This window comes from Micromonospora sp. NPDC023633 (assembly GCF_040640035.1).
Taxonomy (GTDB): domain Bacteria; phylum Actinomycetota; class Actinomycetes; order Mycobacteriales; family Micromonosporaceae; genus Micromonospora.
On record NZ_JBFABB010000070.1, the window covers coordinates 1 to 24,127 of the forward strand.

General features: G+C 70.8%; 20 protein-coding genes and 2 pseudogenes. 6 read left to right on the forward strand and 16 right to left on the reverse strand.

Going from position 1 to position 24,127, the window contains the following annotated elements:
• Positions 1 to 287 precede the first annotated feature (287 nt).
• Positions 288 to 1,460 carry a zinc-dependent alcohol dehydrogenase gene (locus AB0G13_RS21365; protein WP_357876721.1) on the reverse strand — a complete coding sequence of 391 codons (1,173 nt, stop codon included), beginning with the start codon at positions 1,458 to 1,460 and terminating at the stop codon, positions 288 to 290.
• 26 nt (positions 1,461 to 1,486) lie between these two features.
• Positions 1,487 to 2,440 (reverse strand): SRPBCC family protein, encoded by a 954-nt coding sequence (locus tag AB0G13_RS21370; protein WP_357876723.1) that lies wholly within the window; start codon positions 2,438 to 2,440, stop codon positions 1,487 to 1,489.
• A 74-nt stretch (positions 2,441 to 2,514) separates the two neighbouring features.
• Here AB0G13_RS21370 and AB0G13_RS21375 point away from each other — a divergent pair.
• Positions 2,515 to 2,685 (forward strand): annotated as a pseudogene (locus tag AB0G13_RS21375) (peptidase inhibitor family I36 protein); the annotation flags it as partial.
• 166 nt (positions 2,686 to 2,851) lie between these two features.
• Here AB0G13_RS21375 and AB0G13_RS21380 read toward each other — a convergent pair.
• A complete protein-coding gene (locus tag AB0G13_RS21380) occupies positions 2,852 to 3,052 on the reverse strand; it encodes a hypothetical protein (RefSeq protein WP_357876786.1) in 201 nt (66 codons plus the stop codon).
• Between AB0G13_RS21380 and AB0G13_RS21385 the strand changes: the two genes are divergently transcribed.
• Positions 2,960 to 3,196: a CHAP domain-containing protein gene (locus tag AB0G13_RS21385; RefSeq protein ID WP_357876725.1), complete on the forward strand. Its 237-nt coding sequence runs from the start codon at positions 2,960 to 2,962 to the stop codon at positions 3,194 to 3,196. The two genes, AB0G13_RS21380 and AB0G13_RS21385, sit on opposite strands and share 93 nt — an antisense overlap.
• Before the next feature lie 213 nt (positions 3,197 to 3,409).
• On the opposite strand, the gene AB0G13_RS21390 is transcribed toward AB0G13_RS21385, so the two are convergent.
• The 6 genes and pseudogenes from AB0G13_RS21390 to AB0G13_RS21415 form a co-directional block, all read right to left on the reverse strand.
• Positions 3,410 to 3,982, reverse strand: a complete 573-nt coding sequence (locus AB0G13_RS21390) for a hypothetical protein (RefSeq protein ID WP_357876727.1) — start codon at positions 3,980 to 3,982, stop codon at positions 3,410 to 3,412.
• A gap of 11 nt (positions 3,983 to 3,993) precedes the next feature.
• Positions 3,994 to 5,007: a papain-like cysteine protease family protein gene (locus tag AB0G13_RS21395; protein ID WP_357876729.1), complete on the reverse strand. Its 1,014-nt coding sequence runs from the start codon at positions 5,005 to 5,007 to the stop codon at positions 3,994 to 3,996.
• A 517-nt stretch (positions 5,008 to 5,524) separates the two neighbouring features.
• Positions 5,525 to 5,802, reverse strand: a pseudogene (locus AB0G13_RS21400) (transposase); the annotation flags it as partial.
• Positions 5,803 to 5,988: 186 nt separating this feature from the next.
• Positions 5,989 to 6,969, reverse strand: a complete 981-nt coding sequence (locus AB0G13_RS21405) for a hypothetical protein (protein WP_357876783.1) — start codon at positions 6,967 to 6,969, stop codon at positions 5,989 to 5,991.
• Between the two features lie 384 nt (positions 6,970 to 7,353).
• Positions 7,354 to 8,499: a helix-turn-helix domain-containing protein gene (locus tag AB0G13_RS21410; protein WP_357876731.1), complete on the reverse strand. Its 1,146-nt coding sequence runs from the start codon at positions 8,497 to 8,499 to the stop codon at positions 7,354 to 7,356.
• Positions 8,486 to 8,650, reverse strand: a complete 165-nt coding sequence (locus tag AB0G13_RS21415) for a hypothetical protein (protein ID WP_357876733.1) — start codon at positions 8,648 to 8,650, stop codon at positions 8,486 to 8,488. The genes AB0G13_RS21410 and AB0G13_RS21415 overlap by 14 nt, the downstream gene beginning before the upstream one ends.
• Positions 8,651 to 8,890: 240 nt before the next feature.
• Between AB0G13_RS21415 and AB0G13_RS21420 the strand changes: the two genes are divergently transcribed.
• Complete coding sequence (locus AB0G13_RS21420) at positions 8,891 to 10,249, forward strand: hypothetical protein (RefSeq protein ID WP_357876735.1); 1,359 nt, start codon at positions 8,891 to 8,893, stop codon at positions 10,247 to 10,249.
• 40 nt (positions 10,250 to 10,289) lie between these two features.
• Positions 10,290 to 10,775, forward strand: a complete 486-nt coding sequence (locus tag AB0G13_RS21425) for an NUDIX hydrolase (RefSeq protein WP_357876737.1) — start codon at positions 10,290 to 10,292, stop codon at positions 10,773 to 10,775.
• A 179-nt stretch (positions 10,776 to 10,954) separates the two neighbouring features.
• On the opposite strand, the gene AB0G13_RS21430 is transcribed toward AB0G13_RS21425, so the two are convergent.
• Positions 10,955 to 11,554 (reverse strand): TetR family transcriptional regulator, encoded by a 600-nt coding sequence (locus AB0G13_RS21430; RefSeq protein WP_357876739.1) that lies wholly within the window; start codon positions 11,552 to 11,554, stop codon positions 10,955 to 10,957.
• Between the two features lie 35 nt (positions 11,555 to 11,589).
• A complete protein-coding gene (locus AB0G13_RS21435) occupies positions 11,590 to 13,134 on the reverse strand; it encodes an MFS transporter (RefSeq protein WP_357876741.1) in 1,545 nt (514 codons plus the stop codon).
• A gap of 172 nt (positions 13,135 to 13,306) precedes the next feature.
• On the opposite strand from AB0G13_RS21435, the gene AB0G13_RS21440 reads away from it, so the two are divergent.
• The gene (locus AB0G13_RS21440) at positions 13,307 to 14,182 is read left to right on the forward strand and encodes an alpha/beta hydrolase (protein WP_357876743.1); all 876 of its coding nucleotides are present in this window, start codon (positions 13,307 to 13,309) and stop codon (positions 14,180 to 14,182) included.
• A gap of 81 nt (positions 14,183 to 14,263) precedes the next feature.
• Here the strand turns inward: AB0G13_RS21440 and treZ are convergent, their stop codons facing one another.
• The 3 genes from treZ to glgX are packed head-to-tail and all read right to left on the reverse strand — an operon-like array spanning position 14,264 to position 20,437.
• Positions 14,264 to 15,997 carry a malto-oligosyltrehalose trehalohydrolase gene (gene treZ / locus AB0G13_RS21445; protein WP_357876745.1) on the reverse strand — a complete coding sequence of 578 codons (1,734 nt, stop codon included), beginning with the start codon at positions 15,995 to 15,997 and terminating at the stop codon, positions 14,264 to 14,266.
• Complete coding sequence (treY, locus tag AB0G13_RS21450) at positions 15,994 to 18,318, reverse strand: malto-oligosyltrehalose synthase (RefSeq protein WP_357876747.1); 2,325 nt, start codon at positions 18,316 to 18,318, stop codon at positions 15,994 to 15,996. Before treY ends, treZ begins: the two co-directional genes overlap by 4 nt.
• Position 18,319: 1 nt before the next feature.
• The gene (gene glgX, locus AB0G13_RS21455; protein WP_357876749.1) at positions 18,320 to 20,437 is read right to left on the reverse strand and encodes a glycogen debranching protein GlgX; all 2,118 of its coding nucleotides are present in this window, start codon (positions 20,435 to 20,437) and stop codon (positions 18,320 to 18,322) included.
• 331 nt (positions 20,438 to 20,768) lie between these two features.
• Between glgX and AB0G13_RS21460 the strand changes: the two genes are divergently transcribed.
• A complete protein-coding gene (locus AB0G13_RS21460) occupies positions 20,769 to 22,160 on the forward strand; it encodes a glycosyltransferase family 4 protein (protein WP_357876751.1) in 1,392 nt (463 codons plus the stop codon).
• A 138-nt stretch (positions 22,161 to 22,298) separates the two neighbouring features.
• Here the strand turns inward: AB0G13_RS21460 and AB0G13_RS21465 are convergent, their stop codons facing one another.
• Both AB0G13_RS21465 and AB0G13_RS21470 read right to left on the reverse strand, forming a co-directional pair.
• The gene (locus AB0G13_RS21465) at positions 22,299 to 22,490 is read right to left on the reverse strand and encodes a hypothetical protein (protein WP_357876753.1); all 192 of its coding nucleotides are present in this window, start codon (positions 22,488 to 22,490) and stop codon (positions 22,299 to 22,301) included.
• A gap of 242 nt (positions 22,491 to 22,732) precedes the next feature.
• Positions 22,733 to 24,016, reverse strand: a complete 1,284-nt coding sequence (locus AB0G13_RS21470; RefSeq protein ID WP_357876755.1) for a citrate synthase — start codon at positions 24,014 to 24,016, stop codon at positions 22,733 to 22,735.
• Positions 24,017 to 24,127: the final 111 nt, after the last annotated feature.

Here is a 24,127-nt window from a genome sequence, read left to right on the forward strand (position 1 = left end):
ACCCGCGCACGCTGAAGCGATGATCAAAGTCGCCATGATCCGGCTGATGGCCGCGCGCCTCGCCGGCGAGGACATCGAACCGCAAGGCCCCATCGAAACCGAAGCAGCCCGACGCCTCGACGACGAACTCAACCAGAAGTAGCCCTCCAGTTACCCAACACTCTCTGAGCCGCGCCGGCTCGGTCGGAGGACGGCGGACGTCCGCCGTCCCCCGGCCGAGCCGGCCTCCGGGTGGTCGGCGAGGGCGGCAACCTGGGCTGGACGCGGCTCGGGCCGCCGTTCCCGGCTCAGACCTTGAGGACGACCTTGGTGCACTCGTCCTGCTTCTTCTGGAAGATCTTGTAACCCTTGGCGGCGTCCTTCAGCGACATCCGGTGGCTGATGATGAAGCTCGGGTCGATGTCCCCGCGCTGGATGCGGTTGAGCAGCGGCCGGGTGTAGCGCTGGACGTGGCACTGACCGGTGCGCATGATCAACGATCGGTTCATGAACGCGCCCATCGGGAACTTGTCGACGAAGCCCCCGTACGCGCCGATCACCGAGACGACGCCGCCACTGCGGCAGGCCAGGATCGCCTGGCGCAGCGCGAACGGCCTTTCCGTCTCGACCCGGGCGGCCTGCTTCGCCCGGTCGTACGCGTACACGGCGGTGTTGCCGTGGTGCCCCTCCAGGCCGACGGCGTCGATGCACGCGTCGGGCCCCCGGCCGGCGGTCATCGCGTTCAGCGCGTCGAGCACGTCGGTGTCGTCGTAGTTGATGGTCTCCGCGCCGGTGTGCTCCTGCGCCAGCCGCAGCCGGTACGGGTACCGGTCGATGACGATCACCCGCTCCGCGCCGAGCATCCGGGCGCTGGCGGCGGCGAGCAGCCCCACCGGGCCGGCCCCCCACACGGCGATGACGTCGCCCGGCTTGATGTCGCACATCTCCGCGCCCATGAAGCCGGTGGGAAGCACGTCGGCGAGCATCACCGCCTGGTCGTCGGGCACGTCCTCGGGCACCTTGATCGGACCGACGTCGGCGAACGGCACCCGGGCGTACTCGGCCTGGCCGCCGGCGTAGCCGCCGAGCAGGTGGGAGTAGCCGAAGATGCCGGCCGGCGAGTGCCCCATGATCTTCTCGGCCACCCCGGCGTTGGGGTTGGAGTTCTCGCAGACCGAGAAGAGGCCGCGCTGGCAGGAGGAGCAGTGCCCGCAGGCGATCGGGAACGGCACCACCACCCGGTCGCCGGGGCGCAGGTTGCGCACCTGCGGGCCGACCTCCACCACCTCGCCCATGAACTCGTGGCCGAGGATGTCGCCCTTGCGCATGGCGGGGATGTAGCCGTGGTAAAGGTGCAGGTCGGAGCCGCAGATCGCGGTCGAGGTGATCCGCACGATCGCGTCGCGCGCGTTCATGATGGTCGGGTCGGGCACGTTGACGACCTTGACGCTGTCCTTGCCCATCCAGGCGGTGGCCTTCATCGTTCGTCCTCTCGGGTCGCGGGCGGTCAGCGGCGGGCGATCGGCAACGGCTGGGCGGGGCGTTGCATGACCTGCTGGCGTACGGAGATGCCGTCGGGGCTGCCCTCGGAGCGGACCACCTCGCCGGTCTCCACCACCTGCTTGAACCGGCGCAGGTCGTCACGGACCTGCTGCTCGGGCTCCTCGCCGAAGAGCTTCGCCACCGCCCGGCCCAGCGCGCCGGCCGGCGGGGCGTAGCGCAGCCGCACCCGTACCTCGGTCCCCCGGTCGCCGGGCGCGGGCACGAACCGGACCCGCCCGGCGTTGGGCACCCGGGTGTCGGGCAGCGACCGCCAGGCGAGCGACCGGTTGGGCTGGTCGTCGACGATCTCCGCGTCCCACTCGACGCGCCGGCCGGCCGGGCCGCGCGCGATCCAGTGCGAGCGGCGCAGGTCGTCGACGCGCACCGACTCCAGGTGGGACATGAACCGGGGCAGGTTCTCCAGGTCCCGCCAGAACCGGTACGCCTCGGCCGGGGAGCGGTTGACGGTGACCGCGACCTCCAAGTCGATCACCCGCCGGCGCGCGGCCTGGGCCCTGCCGGCGCGCACGGCGGCGACCAGGTCGACGGCGGCGATGCCGGCGATGGCCGCGGTGGTGAGGGCGACCCGCTGGCGCCGCTCGCCACACCGGTCCGCCCAGGCCCGGGCGAGCAGGGTGAGGTCCATCGCGTCGCCGGCCACCCGGGTCCACGTCCAGCCGGCCGGCCGGCGGCCACCGAGCAGGCCGGCCGCGTGGACCAGCTCGCGGGCGGCCACGGCCGGGATCACCGCGCGCGCGGCGGGTGAGTCGTCCACACCGGTCAACCGGGCCACCGCGCGCGGGGCGAACAGCCCGCCCACCCCGAGGGCGAGGCTGACCACGCCCAGCAGTCGGGGCAGCCCGGGGCTCCGGCCGCGTCGTCCCCGCTGATCCAGCATCATCGGATCGGTCTCGTCCACGTCGCACCACCGTCAGATCGTCCTGGTCCGCCCCCGGGGCGGTCCGGCGGCGGGAAGCCGCCACGCCTGACGCTATGCCCGTGAATCGTCCCACGAACCCCGAATCGACACAGAACCCCACCCCTGTCGTCGGTGGGCCCACGCCTTGCGGCCGGGTCGGGCCGTCGAGCGCCGCCGGGCGGGCGCGTCCGGCGTGGAACCGCACCGGCAGGACGGTGCGGGTCTACTACAACACCGGCTACAACGGCTCCCACGCGTACCAGGACTTCGCGCCCGGGGCGAAGAAGAACCTCAACTCCACGCTCAAGAACAACAACGCCTCCCACCAGCTGATCTCCGCCGGGACCAGCTACCCCGCCAGGGACGACTACCCGTACAAGGTCAGACCTCCGGCATCGATCCGTGGAACTTCTACAACGGGCGGTGCACCAGCTTCGTGGCCTGGGCGCTGCGCAGCCGGGTCGGCGTCGCCTTCCAGAACCAGTACAAGGGCCAGGCGCGGTGGGGCAACGCCAAGGAGTGGGTCGCCGCCGCCGGGCGCGCCGGGGTGCCGGTGCACAACAGCCCGAGGCCGGTGACGTCGCGGTCCGCCTGGGCGGCACCTACGGTCACGTCGCCTTCGTGACCCGGGTGAACGCAAACGGCACCTTTGAGATCGACGAATACAACTACGGTTCCGCCGACAGATACAGCCACCGGACGGTGACGGTGGGAACCGCCAACAACCAGTTCTCCAAGTTCATCCGCTTCAAGTGACCCGCGGCCTCGGACGGCGATTGTCGACCTGGTACTCCAACGTCACTTGGCTCCGGCGTTGGGCGTGGCGCGGTATGAAGACGGCCACCGCGTTGATCATCGATGGCTTGTGAGGACATCCGAAGATCGTGCGGTCGCCTGATCGCGGGTTTCGCCGGGCCGTCCACACCGACTGCCGGGGGCCGGGGTACGACCCTGGCCCCCGGCAGGCGGTCAGGCGGAACTTTCGGGCGGGCTCATCTTGCCGGCCAGTTCGCGCAGGTCGTTGAGGAACGCGGCCGGGGGCAGCGGCTTGCCATCCTTGCCGATCGGCGACGGAGCCAGCGGCACCAGCAGGTCGACCAGCGGCGAATGCAGCCAGAGCGCCATCACATACAGGGCGGGCACGCGGAGCAGGCGCAGTTCGAAGCTCGCCGCCGCTACCTGGGGCAGCCGGTGGGCGATCTTCAGCGCCTTGTCGGTGGCGGCGACGAACGGCCCCTCGGTGAACTGCGCCACCTCGTGTGTGCCGTCCGGCTTCTCGGCGGTCTCGGCGCTGGCGATGAGCTGGCCGCCGTCGACGACCAGGAACCGCCAGCCGACCGGCTGCGCCTGGTCGAGGCCGCCGCCGGCGGTGACGACGTCCAGTCCGAGGGTGAAGACCTGGTGCGGGGTGTTCAGGTCGAGGTTCTCCTTGCGGGCCTGGCGTAGGGCCGTGGTGGAAAATCGACCGCTGTCGGCGAAGGCGTTCAGCTTCGCGCGGACCTTGTCGGGTACGCCCTGCGGGTCGGGCATGTGCACCGGCATTCCGTAGCTCCTCAGGCCTGCGTCTTGTAGGTGTGGGTCCAGCTACCACTGCCCTGGTACCGGTTCCGGAAGGCCTCGTACGTCACGTCCGAGTCCCCGTACCACGGGTCCCCGACGCTCACGTACTCCACGCCGTCGGCGACGTAGCGTCCCCGTACCACGAGGATGTGCCCCCCGCCGCCGGCCCAGGCCGTGTTTATCGCGAACGGCCGGGACTTGGCCAACTCGGCTCCGACCTGGGCGGGAGTCAGCACGCCGACCAAGCGCTCACGAAGGTGCCCGACCCGCTGCATCGGCCCCTCCGGCCAGGAGCCCTGGTTGCACGGCCAGTTCGCGCCGGCGTCGCCACAGCAGTTGTTCACCCCGCGCTCGGCGTTGACCAGGGAGCACTGGGTCCAGTTCGTGTTCGCGTTGTAGAACGCGGCGATGCTGACCGCGCTCGCCGCCCAGCACCACATGGTCTGCACCTGGCGCTGCATGGCGAAGTTCAGCCGCTGGTCGACCATGTTGAGGAAGAACTTCTCGTGCGACCCGCCATTGGCGTTGTACTGACAGTTCACCGTGCCGCCACCGTTGCCGTTGTTGGCGGTGAACCCGGACGCCTCCATGCGCAGGTACACGTTCGGGAAGGCTGCCGACTCGAACGACATCGACCCGTCCGCCTGCGCCTTGGCCTTGAACCGCTCGTAGGCGCTGGGCGGGCTGCCGGCCGGGGTGAACTGGCAGTTCACCGTCCCGCCGCCGTTGACGGTCTGCGAGGTGACACCGGTGCCGTCCATCCGCACGCACACGTTCGGAAAGAACACCGATTCGAACGAGTACGTGCCGTCGGTCTGCCTGCGGACCCTGAACCGCTCGAAGTCGCCGACCGGGGTGTACTGGCAGTTGACGTACCCACCGCCAGTGGCGGTGGCGGCGGTCACGCCACCACCGGCCAGTCGCAAAAACACGTTGGGAAATGCCGTCGACCGGATCGTCACCGGGGTGTCGTCGAGCGAGGCGAGGTCGGGCACGGACAAGGGCATGTGGCCTTTTTCCTTCCGATTGTGGCGTTCCGGGGCAGGGCGCATCCGCGTTCGGAGAGCACGGCAAAGGGCAACTCGTTCTTACTGTGGCGGCGGCCCGAATTGGCGCACGGGAGGCGACCAGATCCATTCGGATCTGCGCGCGGAAACGAGGCAACCTGCGGAGCGGAAGTGAGCCGATCGGTCCGATCCAGTATTCGTCACGCTCGACATTCACGCAAGGTGCGCGACCAACTACCTTTCGTAGTCGCACGGGGCGCGGCCCGCGATGACCCGATTGAAGATAATGCTTGTTTTCCGTCCTGATGAAGCCCGGTGTCGCGTAATTTAGGTCAGTATTCGCCCTTGTTGGCGTGGGCTTTAAGGACCTCGACATCGACCCAACGGGTCTTGTCACAATCTCGCTGGCGGGGTTGGTCCAGATGAGCCGGGCCGGAGACGAGGCCCGGATCAGGGCGAAAGCCTTCCTCGGCGACCCCGGGTCGGGGCGCGGGCGTGGGGGCCGGGCGCTGCAGCTCTGGCTGTTCTCGACACGTCCGGCGGTGCCGGTGCACTGCCGCTGGCCCCCGATTGAGCACAGGCCCTTCTTCAGGAAGCCGGTCTCGTCGCAGGCCAGCACCGCGTCGGGTGCCCGAGCTGTTCGACCAGCCAGGCTCGAACGTCGTCGCGGACGGCGTCCGCGTCCCACACCGCCGTACGCAGCAGTCGCTGCATTGCCTGCGGATCTGCATGACCAGCCCGCTCCACAAACGACCGGCAGGTCTTGCGTTCCACGCCCGACAGCAGCCCTTCCACGAACTGCGCCGCCGTCGCGCGCGGCTCGGCCCGCACGAACCGGTCAGCAACACGCGACACCGCCTCGTCCAGAATGACCCACCACCCGGTGTCGACCTAGGCGCGGAAACGGAGCAGAACGGGCAGAGCCCCGGCCGGCGGCCGGGGCTCTGCTGATTACGTGCCGTTACGGTAATTTCGTGGCCGTCACGCCGGGGAGATACCTTCCGCGAAGTCGTAGAGGCTCTTGATGTCGTCGTCGAAGTACGGGCCGTCGAACTGCCCGTTGCCCGGGTTGTCGCCGTGGCTCACGACGCTGTTGATATACCCGAGGCCGTTCGCGTCGTTGTACTCCTGCAGCCAGGGACCGCCGCTGGATCCGTAGGTCATGTTGCACCACATCCGGATCTGCTGGCCGCCGGCGTGCCAGGTGCCGCTCTGGCAGTAGTACTGGCTCTCGCCGCCGCCGAGGTTGGACGGGTAGCCGAGGGCGGTCATCAGGGAGATGTTGTAGCCCCAGTTCCAGCGCAGGCCGTGGCCGCCGACCGTGTCGACGACCTTCAGGCCCCAGTTGCCGCCGTTGTGCATGATGGCGATGGCCATGTCCTCGTCGAAGCTGCTGCTGTTGATCCACGCGGTGCGGGCCGTGAGCGTGTAGGCGACGAACGTACCGAACGGCCGCGCCCCGTCGCGGTACCGCGGCACGAACTGCCAGTTGCTGTACCACTGGCCGCCGGCGCCCTGGTGCACGCAGTGCCCGGCGGTCATGACCAGTCGCCGCTTCGCGCTGCCGACCGCGCTCGCCGAGCATGAGGCGCCGCCGCCGCCGGGGGTGGTGAAGTAGACCTTGCCGACTACCGCCGACTCGTTGAGCTGGGTGCCGACGTCATCGCTGGCGACGCTCGGCTGCATCGGCGCGACGCTGCCCGCCGGTCCGCCCGGCTTGGACACCCCGCTCGGCGCCTCGGTGGCGCCTGCGGGCTTCGCGAGGTCCAGGTCGACGGCGCTCGCCATCCGTTCCGGCGTCCAGAACGCGGTGACCTCCTTGGCGATCGCCTCGTTGGTGATCGCACGACCGTCACTGGTGCGGGCGACGGTGGTGGTGTTGCCGTTCCTGTCGGCCTTGGTCGGCTTCGCCTGGGCGACCGCCGGGGCGGTCACGACCAGCGCGAGCGCCATGCCGGCCATTGCGGACCAGCGCAGGGTTGACTTCAAGTGCTCCCCCTTTTCTCGGGTGCCCCATTTGGGCCACCGAAACTTATCGATCACCTTGCATTGATCGCAACACATTCGAATGACAGGTAGTTGACACTTTCCCTTTTAGGACCGAGAACATCAACGGCACGACCGCAAACAAACCGTGTCCAATTCGAACAGAAGCCTCGGCATTGGTCGCGCAAATCCCATCGCCGCGAAATGCGTCCTCTCCGGTTCGACGGCGCACGCTGTTGTCGACAAATGGGATTTGCGAATCCGGCAGCCATGGCATCCGCTCGCGGGCCGGCGACTGCGACGAGACGGGCCGACCGTCCGTGACGGCCTGCACGCCGCGCTGGCGGGGGCGGGATGCGCTCAGCGGGTCAGGCCGACCAGCGTCGCCAGCCGCGCCACGCCGGCCGGCGCCGGGTCGGCCCGGGCGATCTCGGCGAGCACCGTACGCGCCACAGGCCGGCACCGGACCTCGGCCGGCGCGACGCCGTCCGCCTCGACCAGCACCCGCCCGGCCCCGCGCGAGTCCCCGACCTGGAGGTACGCCCGCGCGGCGTCCACCAGGTACGCGGCCCGGTACTCGGCCGGCAGCCGCCGCCACGCCTCCCCCCGTACCACCGTCTCGTGCCGGCGGATCGCCTCCCCGGCGTCCCCCCGCTCGACAGCCGCCACCACCCGGGCCGCCTCCACGGCGCCCGGCCCGAAGCCGGTCCGGTGCGGGTCGTCCCCGGCGACCCGCACCGCCACCTGGACGGCCCGCTCGATCAGCTCCTCGCTGCGGCCGGTGTCGCCGCAGCCGGCGGCGGCGAGGGCAGCCTGGAGCAGCAACGCCCCGTGCACCGTCTCCGACGCGGGCGCGACCCGACGCGCGGCGGCCACCGTCGCCACCAGCGCGAGCCGGTCGCGGCCCAGCGCGCGCAACGCCTGCCCGACCGACACGGCCGCCGCCCCCGCCAGCACCGGATCGCCGCCCGCCACGGCCACCGCCCGGTCGGCGGCCAGCCACCCGAGGTCGGCCTCGCCGAGCTTCACCAGCACCGACGAGGTGATCCGGTACGCCTGCACCAGCAGCCCTGGCTCCTGCGCCCGCACGCCCTGCGCGGCGCGGAGCAGCCTCGGCAGCAGCCGCACCACCTGGGCGTAGTGCGCGTGCTGGTACGTCAGCCAGGCGTGCGCGACGTGCCGGCCCGTCTCCGCCACGGACCCGGTCGGCTGGCGGACGTCGTAGCGCGCGAGGGCGGCCCTGATGCTGTCCACCCCGTCCGGCGGGCCTGCGGCGATCGGCGACGGCGCGCGGTGCTCGCCGAGCAGCACCAGTGGATCGACGCGCAGCACCCGGGCGATCTCCTGGATCACCGGGTAGCGGTCCAGCGGGCGCACGCCCCGCTCGGTCTTGTCCACCCAGCTCTTCGACCTGCCGAGCCGGTCGGCGAGCATCTGCTGTGTCATCCGCCGCCGCGCCCGCCAGCGCGCCATCCGACGCCCGATCGGCTCGTCAGCGCTGGTCACGCCGCCACCGCCGGTCCGGCACCGCCCGGGTGGTCTCCTCCACCGGTACGCGCTCCGCCTCGGCCTGCGCGAGCAGCCGCTGTTTGGCAGCCTCCCGCTCAGCCGCCTCGCCCCGCTCACCCCGGCTCTGCGCCGACTCGTCTCCCTGCATCCGCGTCTCCCTCGATCGAGGAGCGCGACGGTAGGGCTTGAAGCACCCTTGTCGCCGCGCCCACGGGCTCCTCAAGGCAGAAAAGTCGACTGTTGGTCGGCAGAACAGATGGCAAGCAATGCGCGCGGTTGCGTCGCCCTCGGTGCCATGTTGCGTCGGGTTGCGCAGGACCCCAGGGTCCCGCAGTAGGCACATAGGCTCGTCACTGTTGGTAGTCGTTCGATACCTGGAGGCTCATCCATGGCGCGGCCGGTCACGAATACGGCGTTCGAGGCTCTGCTTCGCGCCGCCGGCTATGGCAACGCCCACGCCGCCTTCGCGCGTCAGCTCAACTACGCGGGACGCGTCCACGGCACGTGGCGCTACGACGCCGCCAGCGTGTACTGGTGGCTCCGAGCACGTCGCCCGGCCGAGCACGTCCAAGTCACTATGGCCGACGTCTTCGCGCGAAAGCTCGGCCGTCCCGTCATCGTCGCGGAGCTGGGATTCGCCGCCGCTCCGCTCGTTCCCAACATCGCCTATCCCCTGTCCGTGAGCCACGGGATCAAGGTCGCCGAGCAACTATGGGCGATGCTCGCCAAGCAACTCGCTCCGCAGTCCGGCGGGACGTTCCAGAACGACGTCGCCCTACATGCTGCGCTCGCCTGGCGGTACGACCTTCCGGACGGGACGGTCACGCACAGCGGCCGGCAGCCGGTCACCACCGCTGACATCGACTCCCTGTACGCACTCGCCGACCATTTCACCGACCTCGACCGACGTCATGGAGGTGGTTCGCCGCGCACCCGGACGCTCATGACCGACTTCCTTGTACACCAGGTCTCCCCCATGCTGGGCGGCACCTACACGGATGCCATCGGGCGCGATCTCATGCGAGCAGTCGCAACGCTCTCCGGGCAGCTCGCCTTCATGTCCTACGACGCAGGCCAACACGGCGTCGCTCAACATCTTCTGACCGTCGCCTTACGGCTAGCCAAGGCTGCCGACGACCGCCTTTACGGCGCCCATCTGCTGGCCAACCTCGCCACGCAGGCCGTCTACCTCGGGCACGCCCAGGACGCTGCCCGGCTCGCCGAGGCCGCTATCGACGGAGCAGGTCGCGCCCCTGCTGCGGTCCGCGCTCGGCTGTACACGACCGCCGCCAGCGCATACAGCCGGTCGGGCGAACGACGTGCATGTCAGAACGCACTCGCGAAGGCGGAACGTGCCCTGGACCGAACGGACGCGGGCAGCGGCCCACGCTGGGCCGCCTACTTCAGTGCGGCCCACTTCGCGGGCACTGCGGTGAAGTGCCTGAGCGACCTGCGCCTGTACCGGCAGGCCCTGCGACACGCGCCCGGCGCGGTCACTCTGACCAAGCAGAACGCCCGGACGCGCGCTCTTCATACCGCGCTCATCGCGACGACCTATGCCCGTGCCGGGGACGTCGAGGCCGCCTGCGACTGGGGGCGCGAGCTGGAAGTGCACGTGCATGCCGTCCGCTCCGCTCGCGTGACGCATCGGGTCCGCGAACTCACCGCAACGCTGAGCCCTTACCGCGCGAAGTCTGAAGTGAACGAACTCCTTGTGGCTCTCTCGGCTTCCACGGCGCACAACTGACGCGAGACAACATCGGGACCTGACGGCTAGCGTCACAGAGATGACCTGGACGGATCCCGCCACCTGGTATGCCAACCTGCCCGCCTTCCATGCTGCCGCAGGAGCGCTTATCACTGACCCAGCAGGGAACGTTCTGCTCGTGAAACCGACGTACCGCGACCACTGGGCTTTCCCCGGCGGGTACGTGGAAGAGGACGAGTATCCGCATCACGCCTGCAGTCGTGAGGTCCGCGAAGAATTGGGCCTGGCTGTGGCTGTGGGTGATCTACTCGTCGTGGACTGGGCACCTCCTGCGGGGCAGCGGCCTCGCGCCTTGATCCACTTCACCTTCGACTGCGGGACGCTCGGCAGCCTTCAGGGCATCGACCTGCCTAGGCAGGAGCTGGAAGATGTCGCCTTCTTTTCGCTTCAGGAGGTTGAGCAGCGACTTCCAGTGAACGTCGCCCCCCGAGCCGACGCGGCGATACAAGCCCGAGCCCGACAAGTCCCGGTGTACCTTGCCAACGGCGCCGCTACCTCACACTGACATTTTAAATGAGCAAAAACGGACGAACATTTCAACGTTTGCATCGGTCGAGTGTTTCCACGTCCGCGCGAACGCTCCGGCATCAGCCTCCCCCGACAGCGAACGGTTCAGCCCGAGCCCGTGGGACGTGTCAAGCACCCTGCCCCACCACTCGTCCGACCGGGACGGACAGGACAGGTTCAGGGGCCGCGGCGAGGTGGGGCGGCTGCGTCGAGTGGTGTTCCGATGGCTTGGGAAAGAACCTTGTGGACGTGGTCGGTGTCGGCAGCGATGTTGTCGATGAGGATGGCGGTACAGAGGCCGTCGGAGGCCGCGACGAGGGCGGCGATGGCTTGTGGGTCGTCGGTGAGGGTGGCGGCGAGCTCGGCGACGTTCTCTCGCCATTGCCGGGCGACGGGGGCGAGGGCGGGTCTGCGGGCAGCCAGCGTGGACAGTTCGCGTTCGGCCAGGGCGCGTTCGCGCCCAGGCCCGCCGGACTCGACAATCAGCTCAGCCAGGCCGCGCAGCTTGTCTCCGGGGCGGTCGATCAGCTGTCGGATTCGTGCGGTGTAGGCGTCGGCGACGCTCGACAGCGCTGCGACGAGGAGGTCGTCGAGCGTGCGGAAGTAGTACGTGCTCAGGGACGTGGTGATGCCGGCCTGTTGTGCGACAGTTCGGTGGGTGACACCTGCCGCACCGTCGCGGGTGACGACGGCGAGCGTTGCTTCAATGATCTCGGCGCGGCGCTTGTTGCCTCTGGCGCGTCGTCCATCGACAGGGTGTTCCTCGCTGTCGCTCATGCTCCCTCCTCCGGGTTCAAGGGTAGTCGAGCCCACTACCGCGGATCCGCCTCCACGTCCTGATCCGCACCGAGTGGACGGACATGCCGTAGAGCCACCAGGCACAGCACGGTTGCGGCGACGATGGCGACGCCGGCCACCGCCGAGGCGATGTTCACCCCGGTGGTGAACGTCTCCTGCGCCGCCTCGATGACTTCGGCAGGCACCTGGTCCGCGACCGAGAGGGCACCCGGAAGGCTGCCGGTGAGGCGGTCGGCGACCTCTGGTGAGGTGTCTGCGGGAGCGTGCATGCCCGCTGCGTAGAGGGCGGTGCTGAGGCTGCCGAGCAGGGCGACGCCGACGGCGATGCCGAGTTCCTGGACGGTCTCGGACATTGCCGCGGCCGATCCCGACTTCGCCGCCGGTGCGGCGCCGACGACCATGTCGGTGCCCAGCGCGGCGATCGCGCCCAGGCCGAGGTAGACGAACGCGAACCCGGCCACCACGATCACCGCATCCCCTGTGCCGGCGCCGGCCAGCAGTGCGTATCCGATCACCGACAGGCCGAGCATGACCGCCATGACCAGGCCGGGGCGCGCCCGCCGGGCGATCAGGGGTGCGCCGATGGCGGCGGCGAACATCGCCAGGGCCGGTGGTCCCATCCAGAGGCCCGCGGTGAAGGGTGTGAGGCCCTCGACGAGTTGGAGGTACTGCGTGACCAGGTACATGGTGCCGCCGACCCCGACAAGGCCGATCAGCAGCACCGCCAGCGCCATGGAGAAGGCACGGTCGGCGAACAGCGTGACATCCAACAGCGGCGAAACCAGGCGACGTTGCCGGCGTACGAACACCACGCCTGCGGCTGCGCCGACGATGAGGAGGATCGCCGTGCCTGCATCCATGCCGTAGGAGGCGAGGTGCTTGACGGCGTAGATGCCCGGCAGGATCGCCGCCAGGGACAGGGCGACGCTGACCAGGTCCAGTCGTCCCGCCTGGGGGTCGGCGTGCTCGGGCAATAGACTCCTCGCGCCGACCAGGACGACCATCGCGATGGGGACGGCGAGCAGGAACGCCGCGCCCCACCAGAACGTGTCGACCAGTGCGCCGCCGACCACGGGTCCGGCGGCCATGCCCAGGGCGAACATCGTGGCCCAGACTCCGATCGCGACCGCGCGTTGACGCACGTCGGGGAACATGTTGGAGATCAACGACAGGGTCGAGGGCATGAGCGTCGCCCCGGCAATGCCCAGCAGCGCACGGGCTCCGATCAGCAACTCGGCGCTGGGAGCGACGGCGGCGAACACCGACACGGCCGCGAATGCCGTCATGCCGATCAGGAGCAGGCGTCGCCGGCCGATGCGATCGCCCAGGGTCCCCATGGTGATGAGGAATCCGGCAATGAGGAAGCCGTAGGCATCCATGATCCACAGCGTCTGGGTGGCCGAGGGGTCGAGTGCGGCGGCCATGCTCGGCAGCACCAGGTAGAGCACGGTGACATCCAGACCCAGTAGCACCGTCGGCAGTGCCAACAGTCCCAGCCCTGCCCACTCGCGTGCTCCCGCTCGCCGGGTTGCGACCTCTGACATCACGTCCTCCTCCACACAGGAGTTTGAACGATAGTACAAGTAGAACCATCGTTCAAACATGTGGAAGAGCTGGTTCGAGAGTGGTGCTCCCCGACGTGATGCCACCGGCGTAGCAGCCCGGTTGCCGGGCTTTGTCAAAGGCAGTAGCACCCGAAATCTGTCACCCGTCGGTCGTACGCTCGCCGGCATGACGACGACAGAGACCCGCACCCTCGCCGCACCCGGCGTCGAACTGGTCTACGACGTGCGAAGCCCTCTGACGGCCCCCGGCGATCACCGCACGCTGCTCATGATCGGCCAACCGATGACGGCGGAGGGCTTCAACGCGCTCGCCGCCCACTTCACCGACCGGACGGTCGTCACCTACGACCCGCGCGGCCTGGGCCGCAGCGTCCGCAAGGACGGCCGGTCGGACCACACGCCGCAGCAGCAGGCGGCCGACCTGCACCTGCTGATCGAGGCGCTCGGCGGTGCTCCGGTCGACGTGTTCGCCAGCAGCGGAGGTGCGGTGACCGCACTCGAACTGGTCGCGACCCACCCCGGGGACGTCGTCACGCTGGTGGCGCACGAGCCGCCGATCAACGCCGTGCTTCCCGACGCGGCGGCGGCCGAGCGCGCGCGGGCGGCCTTCCACGAGGCTTACCAGGCGAAGGGCATGGGCGCCGGCATGGCGGCGTTCATCGCGATGGCGTCCTGGCAGGGCGAGTTCACCGACGCCTACTTCGCCCAGCCCACGCCCGACCCGGCGGCGTTCGGCCTGCCGACCGAGGACGACGGTTCCCGCGACGACCCGCTGCTGTCGAAGAACTCGTGGGCGGTCACCGACTACCGCCCCGACGCGGCGGCGCTCACCGCGGCGCCGACCCGCATCGCGATCGCGGTCGGCGAGGAGTCGGCGGGGACGTACACCGCGCGTACGGCGGTCGCCACCGCGGCGCTGCTCGGCCAGGAGGCCGTGGTGTTCCCGAGCCACCACGGCGGCTTCCTCGGCGGCGAGTTCGGCTACGCGGGCAAGCCGGCCGAGTTCGCGGTGCGGCTGCGCGAGGTGCTGGACGCCGGCTGACCGTCGCGGGCCGGCTGGGCCAGGGGGCACACCGGCGAGGCCGCGCGCCGGCCGGGGCGGGCCGCTGCCGGCGGGCGCCGCTCAGAGCGCCACGATCGCCGCCGTCTCCGCCGGCAGCTCGATCCGGTCGCGCATCACCGTGACGCCCTCCCCCGTGGCCAGCAGCACCCGGCGCGCCACCCCCGGCAGCGTGATCCGCTGCGGCTTGGCGGCCAGGTTCGCCGCCACCAGCGTCTCGCCCCGGCGCATCACCAGGAACTGGTCGCCGGGGCGTACGTCGACGGCGTGCAGCCTCGGGTCGGACAGGTCGGGACGGCTCTTGCGCAGCGCGATGAGCCGCTTGTGGAACTCGTACATCTCGCGGTGTTCGGGTTTGTCCAGCTCGGCCCAGTCGAGCCGGGAACGGGCGAAGGTCTGCGGGTCCTGCGGGTCCGGCACGTCCCCCTCCGGCCAGCCGTGGGCGGCGAACTCCCGCTTGCGGCCGGTGGCCACGGCGGTTGCCAGCTCCGGCTCCGGGTGGCTGGTGAAGAACTGCCACGGGGTGCTGGCGGCCCACTCCTCCCCCATGAAGAGCATCGGGGTGAACGGCGCCGTGAACAGCAGCGTCGCGCCGACCCGCAGCAGCCCCGGGGAGAGGGTGGCGGAGATCCGGTCGCCGGTGGCCCGGTTGCCGATCTGGTCGTGGTTCTGCAGGTACGCGACGAACCGGTGGCCCGGGGTGCGCTGCCGGTCCACCGGCCGCCCATGGTGGCGGTTGCGGAAGCTGGACCAGGTGCCGGCGTGGAAGAACCCGCCCGTCAGCACGTCGGTGAGGCACTCGAGGGAGCCGAAGTCGCCGTAGTAGCCCTGCCGCTCGCCGGTGAGCAGGGTGTGCAGGGCGTGGTGGGCGTCGTCGTTCCACTGGGCGTGCAGGCCGAAGCCGCCGGCCTCCCGGGGCGTGATCAGCGTGGGGTCGTTGAGGTCGGACTCGGCGATCAGCGACAGCGGCCGGCCGAGGTGGGTGGAGAGCGCCTCGACCTCGACGGCCACCTCCTCCAGCAGGTGGGTGGCGCGCGAGTCGGGCATGGCGTGCACGGCGTCGAGGCGCAGCCCGTCGACGTGGTAGTCGCGCAGCCACATCAGCACGCTGTCGACGATGTATCGGCGCACGCCGTCGGAGTGCGGGCCGTCGAGGTTGACGGTGCGGCCCCAGGTGTTGCTCTGCTCGGTGAGGTACGGCGCGAACATCGGCGCGTAGGCCCCGGAGGGCCCGAAATGGTTGTAGACGACGTCGAGGATCACCCCCAGACCCTTGGCGTGGGCGGCGTCGACCAGCCGTTTCAGGCCGTCCGGCCCGCCGTAGGGCTGGTGCGGGGCATACCAGCAGACCCCGTCGTAGCCCCAGTTGTGCTCGCCGTTGAAGGCGTTGACCGGCAGCAGCTCGATCATGTCGACGCCGAGGTCGACCAGGTGGTCGAGGCGGCCGATGGCGGCGTCGAAGGTGCCCTCGGGGGTGAACGTGCCGACGTGCAGCTCGTAGAGGACGCTGCCGGGCAGCTGCCGGCCGGACCAGGCCTGGTCGGTCCACTCGAACGCCGCGTGGTCGTAGCGTCGGCTCGGCCCGTGCACGCCCGCCGGCTGCCAGGCCGACCGGGGATCGGGCAGCGCCCGCTCGTCGTCGTCGAGCAGGAAGGCGTAGTCGGTGCCGGGACCGGCGGCGGGCACCTCGACCCGCCACCAGCCGTCCGGGCCGGCGCGCATCTCGTGGTCGGCGACGCCCGGCAGGCGCAGCCGGACGCGGGCGGCCTGCGGCGCCCACACCGTGAACTCGGTCATGACGAAGCCTCCACGGACTCGGTGGTGGGAGCCAGCAGCGCGACGGGATAGGTGGCCAGCAGGTCGGCCAGGGGGGTCTGCCCGCCACTGTAGGACCGTCCCGTGAACAGGTCGGTCACCTCGTGAACGGGAAGTGACAGGGTGGTGTCGCCCCAGCCGCCGGCGCGGGCCAGGCCGAGCGGCAGCCGGGTGGCGACCGCGACGGCGCCGCCCCGGTCGAAGGCGAGCGCGTGCCGACCGGCGCGCCCGTGGGCCGGCACCGGCCGGTAGCCGGTGAACAGCTCCGGCCGGTCGCGGCGCAGCCGCAGGGTCCGCGACACCACGAGCAGCTTCGCCGCGCCACCGGCGTCGACCGGCGGGGGCGGGCCGGCGTCGAGGCGGGCCAGCAGTTCCCGGCGTACGGCGAAGTCGACCGGACGGCGGTTGTCCGGGTCGACCAGCGAGTTGTCCCACAGCTCGGTGCCCTGGTAGGTGTCCGGCACCCCGGGCATGGCGAGCTGCACCAGCTTCTGCCCCAGCGAGTTGGACCAGCCGGCGGGGGCGATCTCGTCGGCGAACGCGGTCAGCTCGGCGTGCAGCTGCCGGTCGTCGTACATCGCGTCGACCACGTCGTGCATGGCCCGCTCGAAGACCGGGTCGGGGTCGGCCCAGCTCGTGGCGGCGGACGCCTCCCGGGCGGCCTTCTCGGCGTACGCGTGCAGCCGCTCGCGCTCGATCGGCCAGGCGCCGACGGCGGTCTGCCAGAGCAGGTGCGCGAAGGCCGGGTCGGGCAGCGGCGCGCGGGCCGTCCACCGGGCGACGAGGTCGGCCCAGCGCCCCGGCAGCTCGCTGAGCACGGCGAGCCGGGCCCGGACGTCCTCGGAGCGCTTGGTGTCGTGGGTGGAGAGGGTGGTCATGCTGGCCGGCCAGCGCACCTGCCGGGCGGCGGCGAAGCGGTGGAACTCGGCCGGCGGCACGCCGAAGTGCGCGGGGCTGCCGCCGACCTCGTTGAGCGCGACGAAGCGGCTCCACCGGTAGAAGGCGGTGTCCTCCACCCCCTTCGCCATCACCGCGCCGGTGAACTGCGGGAAGCGCTTCGCCAGCTCGTCGTCGGGGTCGCGCAGGCGGCGGGTGAGCGCGTCCAGCACGCCGGTCAGGTCGGGGCGGCGGCGGCCGGCCTCGGCGCGGGCGGCGGCGAGGTGCCGGGCGCCCTCGGGCGGGTAGCCGCGGTAGACGGCGAAGGCGGCGGCCAGCTCGGCCAGCGCCGCCCGGGCGGTGTCGCGGTCGACGTCACCGGCGAGCGCGGCGAGCCGGGTCAGTTCGGCCGACAGCAGCCGGGTGGCCGCGGCGAGCTTGGTGTCGTGGGTGAGGTCCTGCCAGGAGGTGTGCCGGCCCACGAGGTGGGTGTCCAGGGCGGTGAAGTCGCCCTCCGCGTCGGGGTCGACGAAGAGCCCGCAGACGGCGGCGAGCGCGTCGTAGCCGGTGGTGCCGTCCACCGGCCAGTCCGGCAGCTCCTCGCCGTACTCCAGGATCTTCTCCACCACCAGCCACGCGTTGGGGGTGGCGGCGCGCAGCCGGGCCAGGTAGGCCGAGGGGTCGCGGAGCCCGTCCGGGTGGTCCACGCGGATGCCGTCGACCTCGCCGGCCGCCGCCCACCGCAGGACCTGCTCGTGGGTGGCGGCGAAGACCTCCGGGTCCTCCACCCGCAGCCCTGCCAGGTCCGAGACGGCGAAGAAACGGCGGTACGTCAGCTCGGCGTCGCCGCGCCGCCAGGAGACCAGCTCGTAGTGCTGCCGGTCGTGCACCTCGCGGGGGCTGCCGTCGCCGGTGCCGTCGGCGATCGGGAAGCGGTGCTCGTGGTAGCGCAGCTCCCCCTCGGCGAGCTTGAGGTCGTCGAGGGCGTCCGGGGAGTCGGCGAGCACCGGCAGCAGCAGCCGGCCGCGGTTCCAGTCAACGTCGAACCAGCTCGCGTACGCCGACTCGCGGCCCCGGCGCAGCACGTCCCACCAGGCGGGGTTGGCGGCGGGCACGGCCACCCCGGCGTGGTTGGGCACGATGTCCACGACCAGGCCGAGCCCGGCGGCGCGCAGCGCCCGCAGCAGCCGCTGCCGGGCCGCCTCGCCGCCCAGCTCGGGGTTGACGGCGCGGTGGTCGACCACGTCGTAGCCGTGCGCCGAGCCGGGGGTGGCGGTGAGCAGGGGCGCGCTGTAGAGGTGGGTGACGCCGAGACCGGCCAGGTAGTCGGCGAGTTCGGCGGTGGCGTCCAGGTCGAAGCCGGGGCGCACCTGCACCCGGTAGGTGGCGCCCACCCGGGGCGCGTCGGGTCGAGGGGTGGTCGACATGTCAGGCCTTCCTCTCCAGCACCACCACGCACCGGTCGGGCACGCAGAGCGTGCCGCCCGCCTCGACCACCGTGGTCTTCTCCGGTTCCGGTTCCGCGGTGCTGATCACCAGTTCCCAGCGCTGACCGAACTCGGGGCCGGGCACGGTGAAGTCCAGCGGCGCGTCGTGGGCGTTGAAGCAGAGCAGGAAGGAGCCGTCCACGTGGCGCTGGCCGTACGGGCCGCGCTCGCGGATGCCCTCGCCGTTGACGAAGAGCGCGACGGCGCGGCCGAAGTCGTTGCCCCAGTCCTCGCCGGTCATCTCCCGACCGTCGGGGGTGTACCAGGCCAGGTCCGGCAGGGGCTCGTCGACCAGCCGGGAGCGCACCGGCAGGCCGGTGAAGAAGCGCCGGCGGCGGAACACCTGGTGGCGGCGGCGGAAGTCGACCAGCTTGCGGGTGAACTCCAGCAGGTCGGTGTCGGCGGCGTCCCAGTCGACCCAGGCCAGCTCGCTGTCCTGGCAGTAGGCGTTGTTGTTGCCGTGCTGGGTGCGGCCCAGCTCGTCGCCGTGGCCGATCATCGGCACGCCCTGGGAGAGCACCAGGGTGGCCAGGAAGTTGCGCCGCTGCCGGGCCCGCAGGGCGCGTACCGCCTCGTCGTCGGTGTCGCCCTCGACGCCGCAGTTCCAGGACCGGTTGTGGCTCTCCCCGTCCCGGTTCTCCTCGCCGTTGGCCTCGTTGTGCTTGTCGTTGTACGAGACCAGGTCGCGCAGGGTGAACCCGTCGTGGCAGGTGACGAAGTTGATGCTGTGGAACGGTCGGCGCCCGTCGTCCTGGTAGAGGTCGGCGGAGCCGGAGATGCGGGAGGCGAACTCGGCCAGGGTGGCCGGCTCGCCGCGCCAGAAGTCGCGCACGGTGTCGCGGTACTTGCCGTTCCACTCGGTCCACACCGGCGGGAAGTTGCCCACCTGGTAGCCGCCCGGCCCGACGTCCCACGGCTCGGCGATCAGCTTGACCTGGCTGACCACCGGGTCCTGCTGCACGACCTCGAAGAAGGTGGAGAGGCGGTCGACCTCGTAGAACTCCCGGGCGAGGGTGGCGGCGAGGTCGAAGCGGAACCCGTCGACGTGCATCTCGGTCACCCAGTACCGCAGCGAATCCATGATCAGCTGGAGCGAGTGCGGGCTGCGGACGTTGAGGCTGTTGCCGGTGCCGGTGTAGTCGACGTAGTAGCGCCTGTCCTCCTCGCTGAGCCGGTAGTAGCTGGCGTTGTCGACGCCCTTGAAGCTCAGCGTCGGGCCGAGGTGGTTGCCCTCGGCGGTGTGGTTGTAGACGACGTCGAGGATGACCTCGATGCCGGCGGCGTGCAGCGCCTTGACCATGCCCCGGAACTCCTGCACCTGCTGGCCGAGGTGGCCGAGCGCCGAGTAGCCGTGGTGCGGGGCGAAGAAGCCGATGGTGTTGTAGCCCCAGTAGTTGCGCAGCCCCAGGTCGGTCAGCCGGTGGTCGTGCACGAACTGGTGCACCGGCATCAGCTCGATGGCGGTCACCCCGAGCGTCGTCAGGTGTTCGATCATCGGCGGGGAGGCGAGGCCGGCGTACGTGCCGCGCAGCTCCTCGGGGATGTCCGGGTGGCGCATCGTCAGGCCGCGCACGTGCGCCTCGTAGATCACCGAGTGGTGGTAGGGGACGCGGGGTGGCTTGTCGTTGCCCCAGTCGAAGTACGGGTTGACCACCACCGACTTCGGCATGAACGGCGCCGAGTCGGTGGTGTTCATCCGCTCCGGGTCGCCGTGCTCGTAGTCGTAGACGGCCGGGTCCCACCGCACGTCGCCGTCGACCGCCTTGGCGTACGGGTCGAGCAGCAGCTTGGCCGGGTTGCAGCGCAGCCCGTTCGCCGGGTCGTACGGCCCGTGCACGCGGTAGCCGTACCGCTGCCCCGGCTCGATGCCCGGGATGTACGCGTGCCAGACGTACGCGTCGACCTCCCGCAGCTCGACCCGTCGCTCGGCCCCGGTGTCCCACTCGTCGAACAGGCACAGCTCGATCCGCTCGGCCACCTCGGAGAAGATGGCGAAGTTGGTGCCCATCCCGTCGTAGGTGGCCCCCAGGGGGTACCGCTCACCCGGCCAGACCTGCATGTCGCTCCTTTGCAAGATCATGAGCGCGCACCGCACCATGAGCGCACCACACGGCGGGGGCCGGCGGCGCGCGAGCGGGTATTGCCCCGCGCGCTCCGCCGCCAATCCACCCGTTCGGCCGGCGACCGATATCCACCCGACTGATGCGAGCTGGACCTTCGGGTGTCGTCCGTCACCTTGACCCCTTTCGAGATGCGGGATCGGCCCGCATGCCCTTTGCTTGTTCGCGGGGCGCGCACGCGCGTCTCCAGTCGGCCCCTCGGCCACCCCCACCACTCGTTCTGCCGTCACCGTTGCCGGCGCGTTCCACCATGCATGGACGGAGATTGATGTGACGACGCTGCGGGTCGGCGAGCAGCCCACCACCACCCCGGGCCGGGTCCACCGGCCCACCCTCACCTCCCGGCCCCAGATCCCGACGGCGGCCGGACCGGGCACGCCCCCGCAGACCCGCCGCATCCTCATGCTCTCCTGGGAGTACCCGCCGGTCCTGGTCGGCGGCCTCGGCCGGCACGTGCACGCTCTCTCGGTCGCCCTCGCCGCCGCCGGGCACGAGGTCACCGTCGTCACCCGGCACAGCGAGGGCGCACCCCTGGAGGAGTACGCCGACGGCGTCCGGATCGTCCGGGCCGCCGAGGACCCGGTCACCTTCCCGCTGGCCACCTCCTCCCTGCTCGCCTGGACCATGGCGTTCAACCACACCCTCACCCGCGCCGCGCTGCGCGCCACCGAGGCCGGCTCCTACGACGTCATCCACGCCCACGACTGGCTCGTCGCGCACACCGCGATGACCCTGCGCGAGCACCTGGACATCCCGCTGGTCAGCACCATCCACGCCACCGAGGCCGGCCGGCACCAGGGCTGGCTGCCGGAGGAGATGAACCGCACCATCCACGGCGTCGAGCACTGGCTGGCCGGCGAGTCGGGCCGGGTGATCGTCTGCTCCGGCTACATGCGCGACGAGGTGACCGGGCTGTTCGGCGTGCCGGCGGGCCGGGTCGACGTGGTGCCCAACGGGGTGGAGCCGCACCGCTGGCGGGTCCCGGCCGCCGCGGTGGCGCAGGCCCGCGCCCGCTTCGCCGGGGACGGGCCGCTGGTCACCTTCGCCGGCCGGCTCGTCTACGAGAAGGGCGTGCAGCACCTGATCGCCGGGCTGCCCCGGCTGCGCGAGCGGCACCCCGGGCTGCGCGCGGTCATCGTCGGCGACGGGCCGTACCGCGGGGAGCTGGAGGCCGAGGTGCACCGCCTGGGCCTCGGCGGCACGGTCAGCCTGCCGGGCTTCCTCGGCGGCACCGACCTGCCCGCCGTGATGGCCGCGTCGGACTGCTTCGCCGTGCCGAGCATCTACGAGCCGTTCGGCATGGTGGCCCTGGAGGGCGCCGCCGCCGGCGCGCCGCTCGCGGTGTCGGCCACCGGCGGCCTCGCGGAGATCGTCGAGCCCGGGGTGACCGGGATGACCTTCCGGCCGCACGACCCGGACGGGCTCAGCGACGCCGTCGACGCGCTGCTGTCGGACCGGGACCGGGCCCGCCAGCTCGCCCGCCGGGCCCGCGTCATGGTGCACGAGCGGTACGGTTGGTCGGCCATCGCGCAGCGCACGGCCGCCGCCTACGCCGCGGCGATCGCCACCGCGCCGGCCTTCGTCGCCGAGCGGGTGACCCGGGGCCGCGCCGTGCCGTCCGTCGCCGAGGGCAACCTGCTGGCCGCCGCCGGCCTGCGCTGACCTCCCGACCCCGGTTCGTCGCGATCATGGAGTGGTGATCCCGTGCAGACGGCTTGAGTGCGGCTCAACGCCCACCACAACTCCATGATCGCGACGGTGCCGCAGGGGCCGTGCCGACGCCCGCGACAGGCGGACCGGTCAGCAGTCGATGTACGACCCGCCGTCGTCGAGGTAGTGATCGAACACCCAGCCCGAGTAGGTCGGACCGCCGTTGCCGTACCGCACGTGGGTCCAGCCGTTCCAGCCGTTGATGGTGTCGCCGTAGCCGTGGCAGTCCAGGGCCACCCAGTGCCCGTTCGGGATCCGGGTGACGAGCCCACATCTCCGCATTTCTTACTCCCCGTGGTCTACCGCTGCGATTTCGGTGAGCGGCTTCGAAGCTCATAAGAGCGAACATCCACAGGTACAGGATCTTGGATGAGTTGCCGCCTGGCCTCCCCGCCTGTCGGCGGGGGATTGCCCGCCGACCCGCCGCGTTCCAGTGCCGTCGTGGGAGTTCCCGCGGACGGCGGAACGGCGGCAGGCCGCCGACCCGGGTGGGTCGACGGCCTGCCTATGCCGTGGAGTGGTCGTCAGCGCTGCTCGAACGGGGTGTACGCCCGCTCGGGGGCACCGGTGTAGACCTGCCGCGGGCGGCCGATCTTGGTCTCCGGGTCGTTGATCATCTCGCGCCACTGCGCGATCCAGCCGGGGAGCCGGCCCAGCGCGAAGAGCACCGTGAACATCTTGGTCGGGAAGCCCATGGCCTTGTAGATCAGGCCCGTGTAGAAGTCCACGTTCGGGTAGAGCTTGCGGGAGACGAAGAACTCGTCGGCGAGGGCGATCTCCTCCAGCTGCATGGCGATGTCCAGCAGCGGGTCGGGCTTGGCCATCCGGCCGAGCACGTCCTGGGCCGCCTTCTTCACGATCGCCGCGCGCGGGTCGTAGTTCTTGTAGACCCGGTGGCCGAAGCCCATCAGCTTCACGCCGTCCTGCTTGTCCTTCACCTTGCGGACGAAGGACGCGACGTCGCCGCCGTCGGCCTGGATCTTCTCCAGCATCTCCAGCACGGCCTGGTTGGCGCCGCCGTGCAGCGGGCCGAAGAGGGCGTTCACGCCGGCCGAGACCGAGGCGAAGAGGTTGGCGTTGCTGGAGCCGACCAGCCGCACGGTCGAGGTGGAGCAGTTCTGCTCGTGGTCGGCGTGCAGGATGAACAGCATGTCCAGCACCTTGGCCGTCACCGGGTCGACCTCGTACGGCTCCGCCGGCACGCCGAAGGTCATCCGCAGGAAGTTCTCCACGTAGCCCAGCGAGTTGTCCGGGTACAGCAGCGGCTGGCCGATCGACTTCTTGTAGGCGTACGAGGCGATGGTGGGGACCTTCGCCATCAGTCGCACGGTGGACATCTCGACGTGCGAGGCGTCGAACGGGTCCAGGCTGTCCTGGTAGAAGGTGGAGATGGCGCTGACGGCCGAGGAGAGCACGGCCATCGGGTGCGCGTCGCGCGGGAAGCCGTCGAAGAAGCGGCGCATCTCCTCGTGCAGCAGCGAGTGCCGGCGGATCCGCTCGGTGAACTCGGTCAGCTGCTGCTGGGTCGGCAGCTCACCGTAGATCAGCAGGTAGGAGACCTCCAGGAAGGAGGACTTCTCCGCGAGCTGCTCGATCGGGTACCCCCGGTAGCGCAGGATCCCCGCGTCGCCGTCGATGTAGGTGATGGCGGACGAGCAGGCCGCGGTGTTGACGAAACCGGGGTCGTACGTCGTCATCCCGGTTTCCTTCAGCAGCTTGCCCACCCCGATGCCGGCGGGGCCCTCGACCGCGGATTGCACCGGCATCGAAAGCTGCCCACCGGGGTGATCGAGCTTGACTTCCGTCATGTTTCCCTCGCTTCGCCGGCAGATCTGCGTTGAATTGCCTTCGCTTTTACCGTAATCACGGTCGAGGAGATACCGCCCGGCGTGGTTCGACGGTGAGGCATGCGTCACCCG

Excerpts from the sequence above, each read along its gene's own strand:
- AB0G13_RS21365 (WP_357876721.1), bottom strand. The coding sequence starts at position 1,460 with ATGAAGGCCACCGCCTGGATGGGCAAGGACAGCGTCAAGGTCGTCAAC.
- AB0G13_RS21390 (WP_357876727.1), bottom strand. The coding sequence starts at position 3,982 with ATGCCGGTGCACATGCCCGACCCGCAGGGCGTACCCGACAAGGTCCGC.
- AB0G13_RS21395 (WP_357876729.1), bottom strand. The coding sequence starts at position 5,007 with ATGCCCTTGTCCGTGCCCGACCTCGCCTCGCTCGACGACACCCCGGTG.
- AB0G13_RS21405 (WP_357876783.1), bottom strand. The coding sequence starts at position 6,969 with ATGGCCGGCATGGCGCTCGCGCTGGTCGTGACCGCCCCGGCGGTCGCC.
- AB0G13_RS21415 (WP_357876733.1), bottom strand. The coding sequence starts at position 8,650 with ATGCAGGGAGACGAGTCGGCGCAGAGCCGGGGTGAGCGGGGCGAGGCG.
- AB0G13_RS21420 (WP_357876735.1), top strand. The coding sequence starts at position 8,891 with ATGGCGCGGCCGGTCACGAATACGGCGTTCGAGGCTCTGCTTCGCGCC.
- AB0G13_RS21425 (WP_357876737.1), top strand. The coding sequence starts at position 10,290 with ATGACCTGGACGGATCCCGCCACCTGGTATGCCAACCTGCCCGCCTTC.
- AB0G13_RS21430 (WP_357876739.1), bottom strand. The coding sequence starts at position 11,554 with ATGAGCGACAGCGAGGAACACCCTGTCGATGGACGACGCGCCAGAGGC.
- AB0G13_RS21440 (WP_357876743.1), top strand. The coding sequence starts at position 13,307 with ATGACGACGACAGAGACCCGCACCCTCGCCGCACCCGGCGTCGAACTG.
- treZ (WP_357876745.1), bottom strand. The coding sequence starts at position 15,997 with ATGACCGAGTTCACGGTGTGGGCGCCGCAGGCCGCCCGCGTCCGGCTG.
- treY (WP_357876747.1), bottom strand. The coding sequence starts at position 18,318 with ATGTCGACCACCCCTCGACCCGACGCGCCCCGGGTGGGCGCCACCTAC.
- glgX (WP_357876749.1), bottom strand. The coding sequence starts at position 20,437 with ATGCAGGTCTGGCCGGGTGAGCGGTACCCCCTGGGGGCCACCTACGAC.
- AB0G13_RS21465 (WP_357876753.1), bottom strand. The coding sequence starts at position 22,490 with ATGCGGAGATGTGGGCTCGTCACCCGGATCCCGAACGGGCACTGGGTG.
- AB0G13_RS21470 (WP_357876755.1), bottom strand. The coding sequence starts at position 24,016 with ATGACGGAAGTCAAGCTCGATCACCCCGGTGGGCAGCTTTCGATGCCG.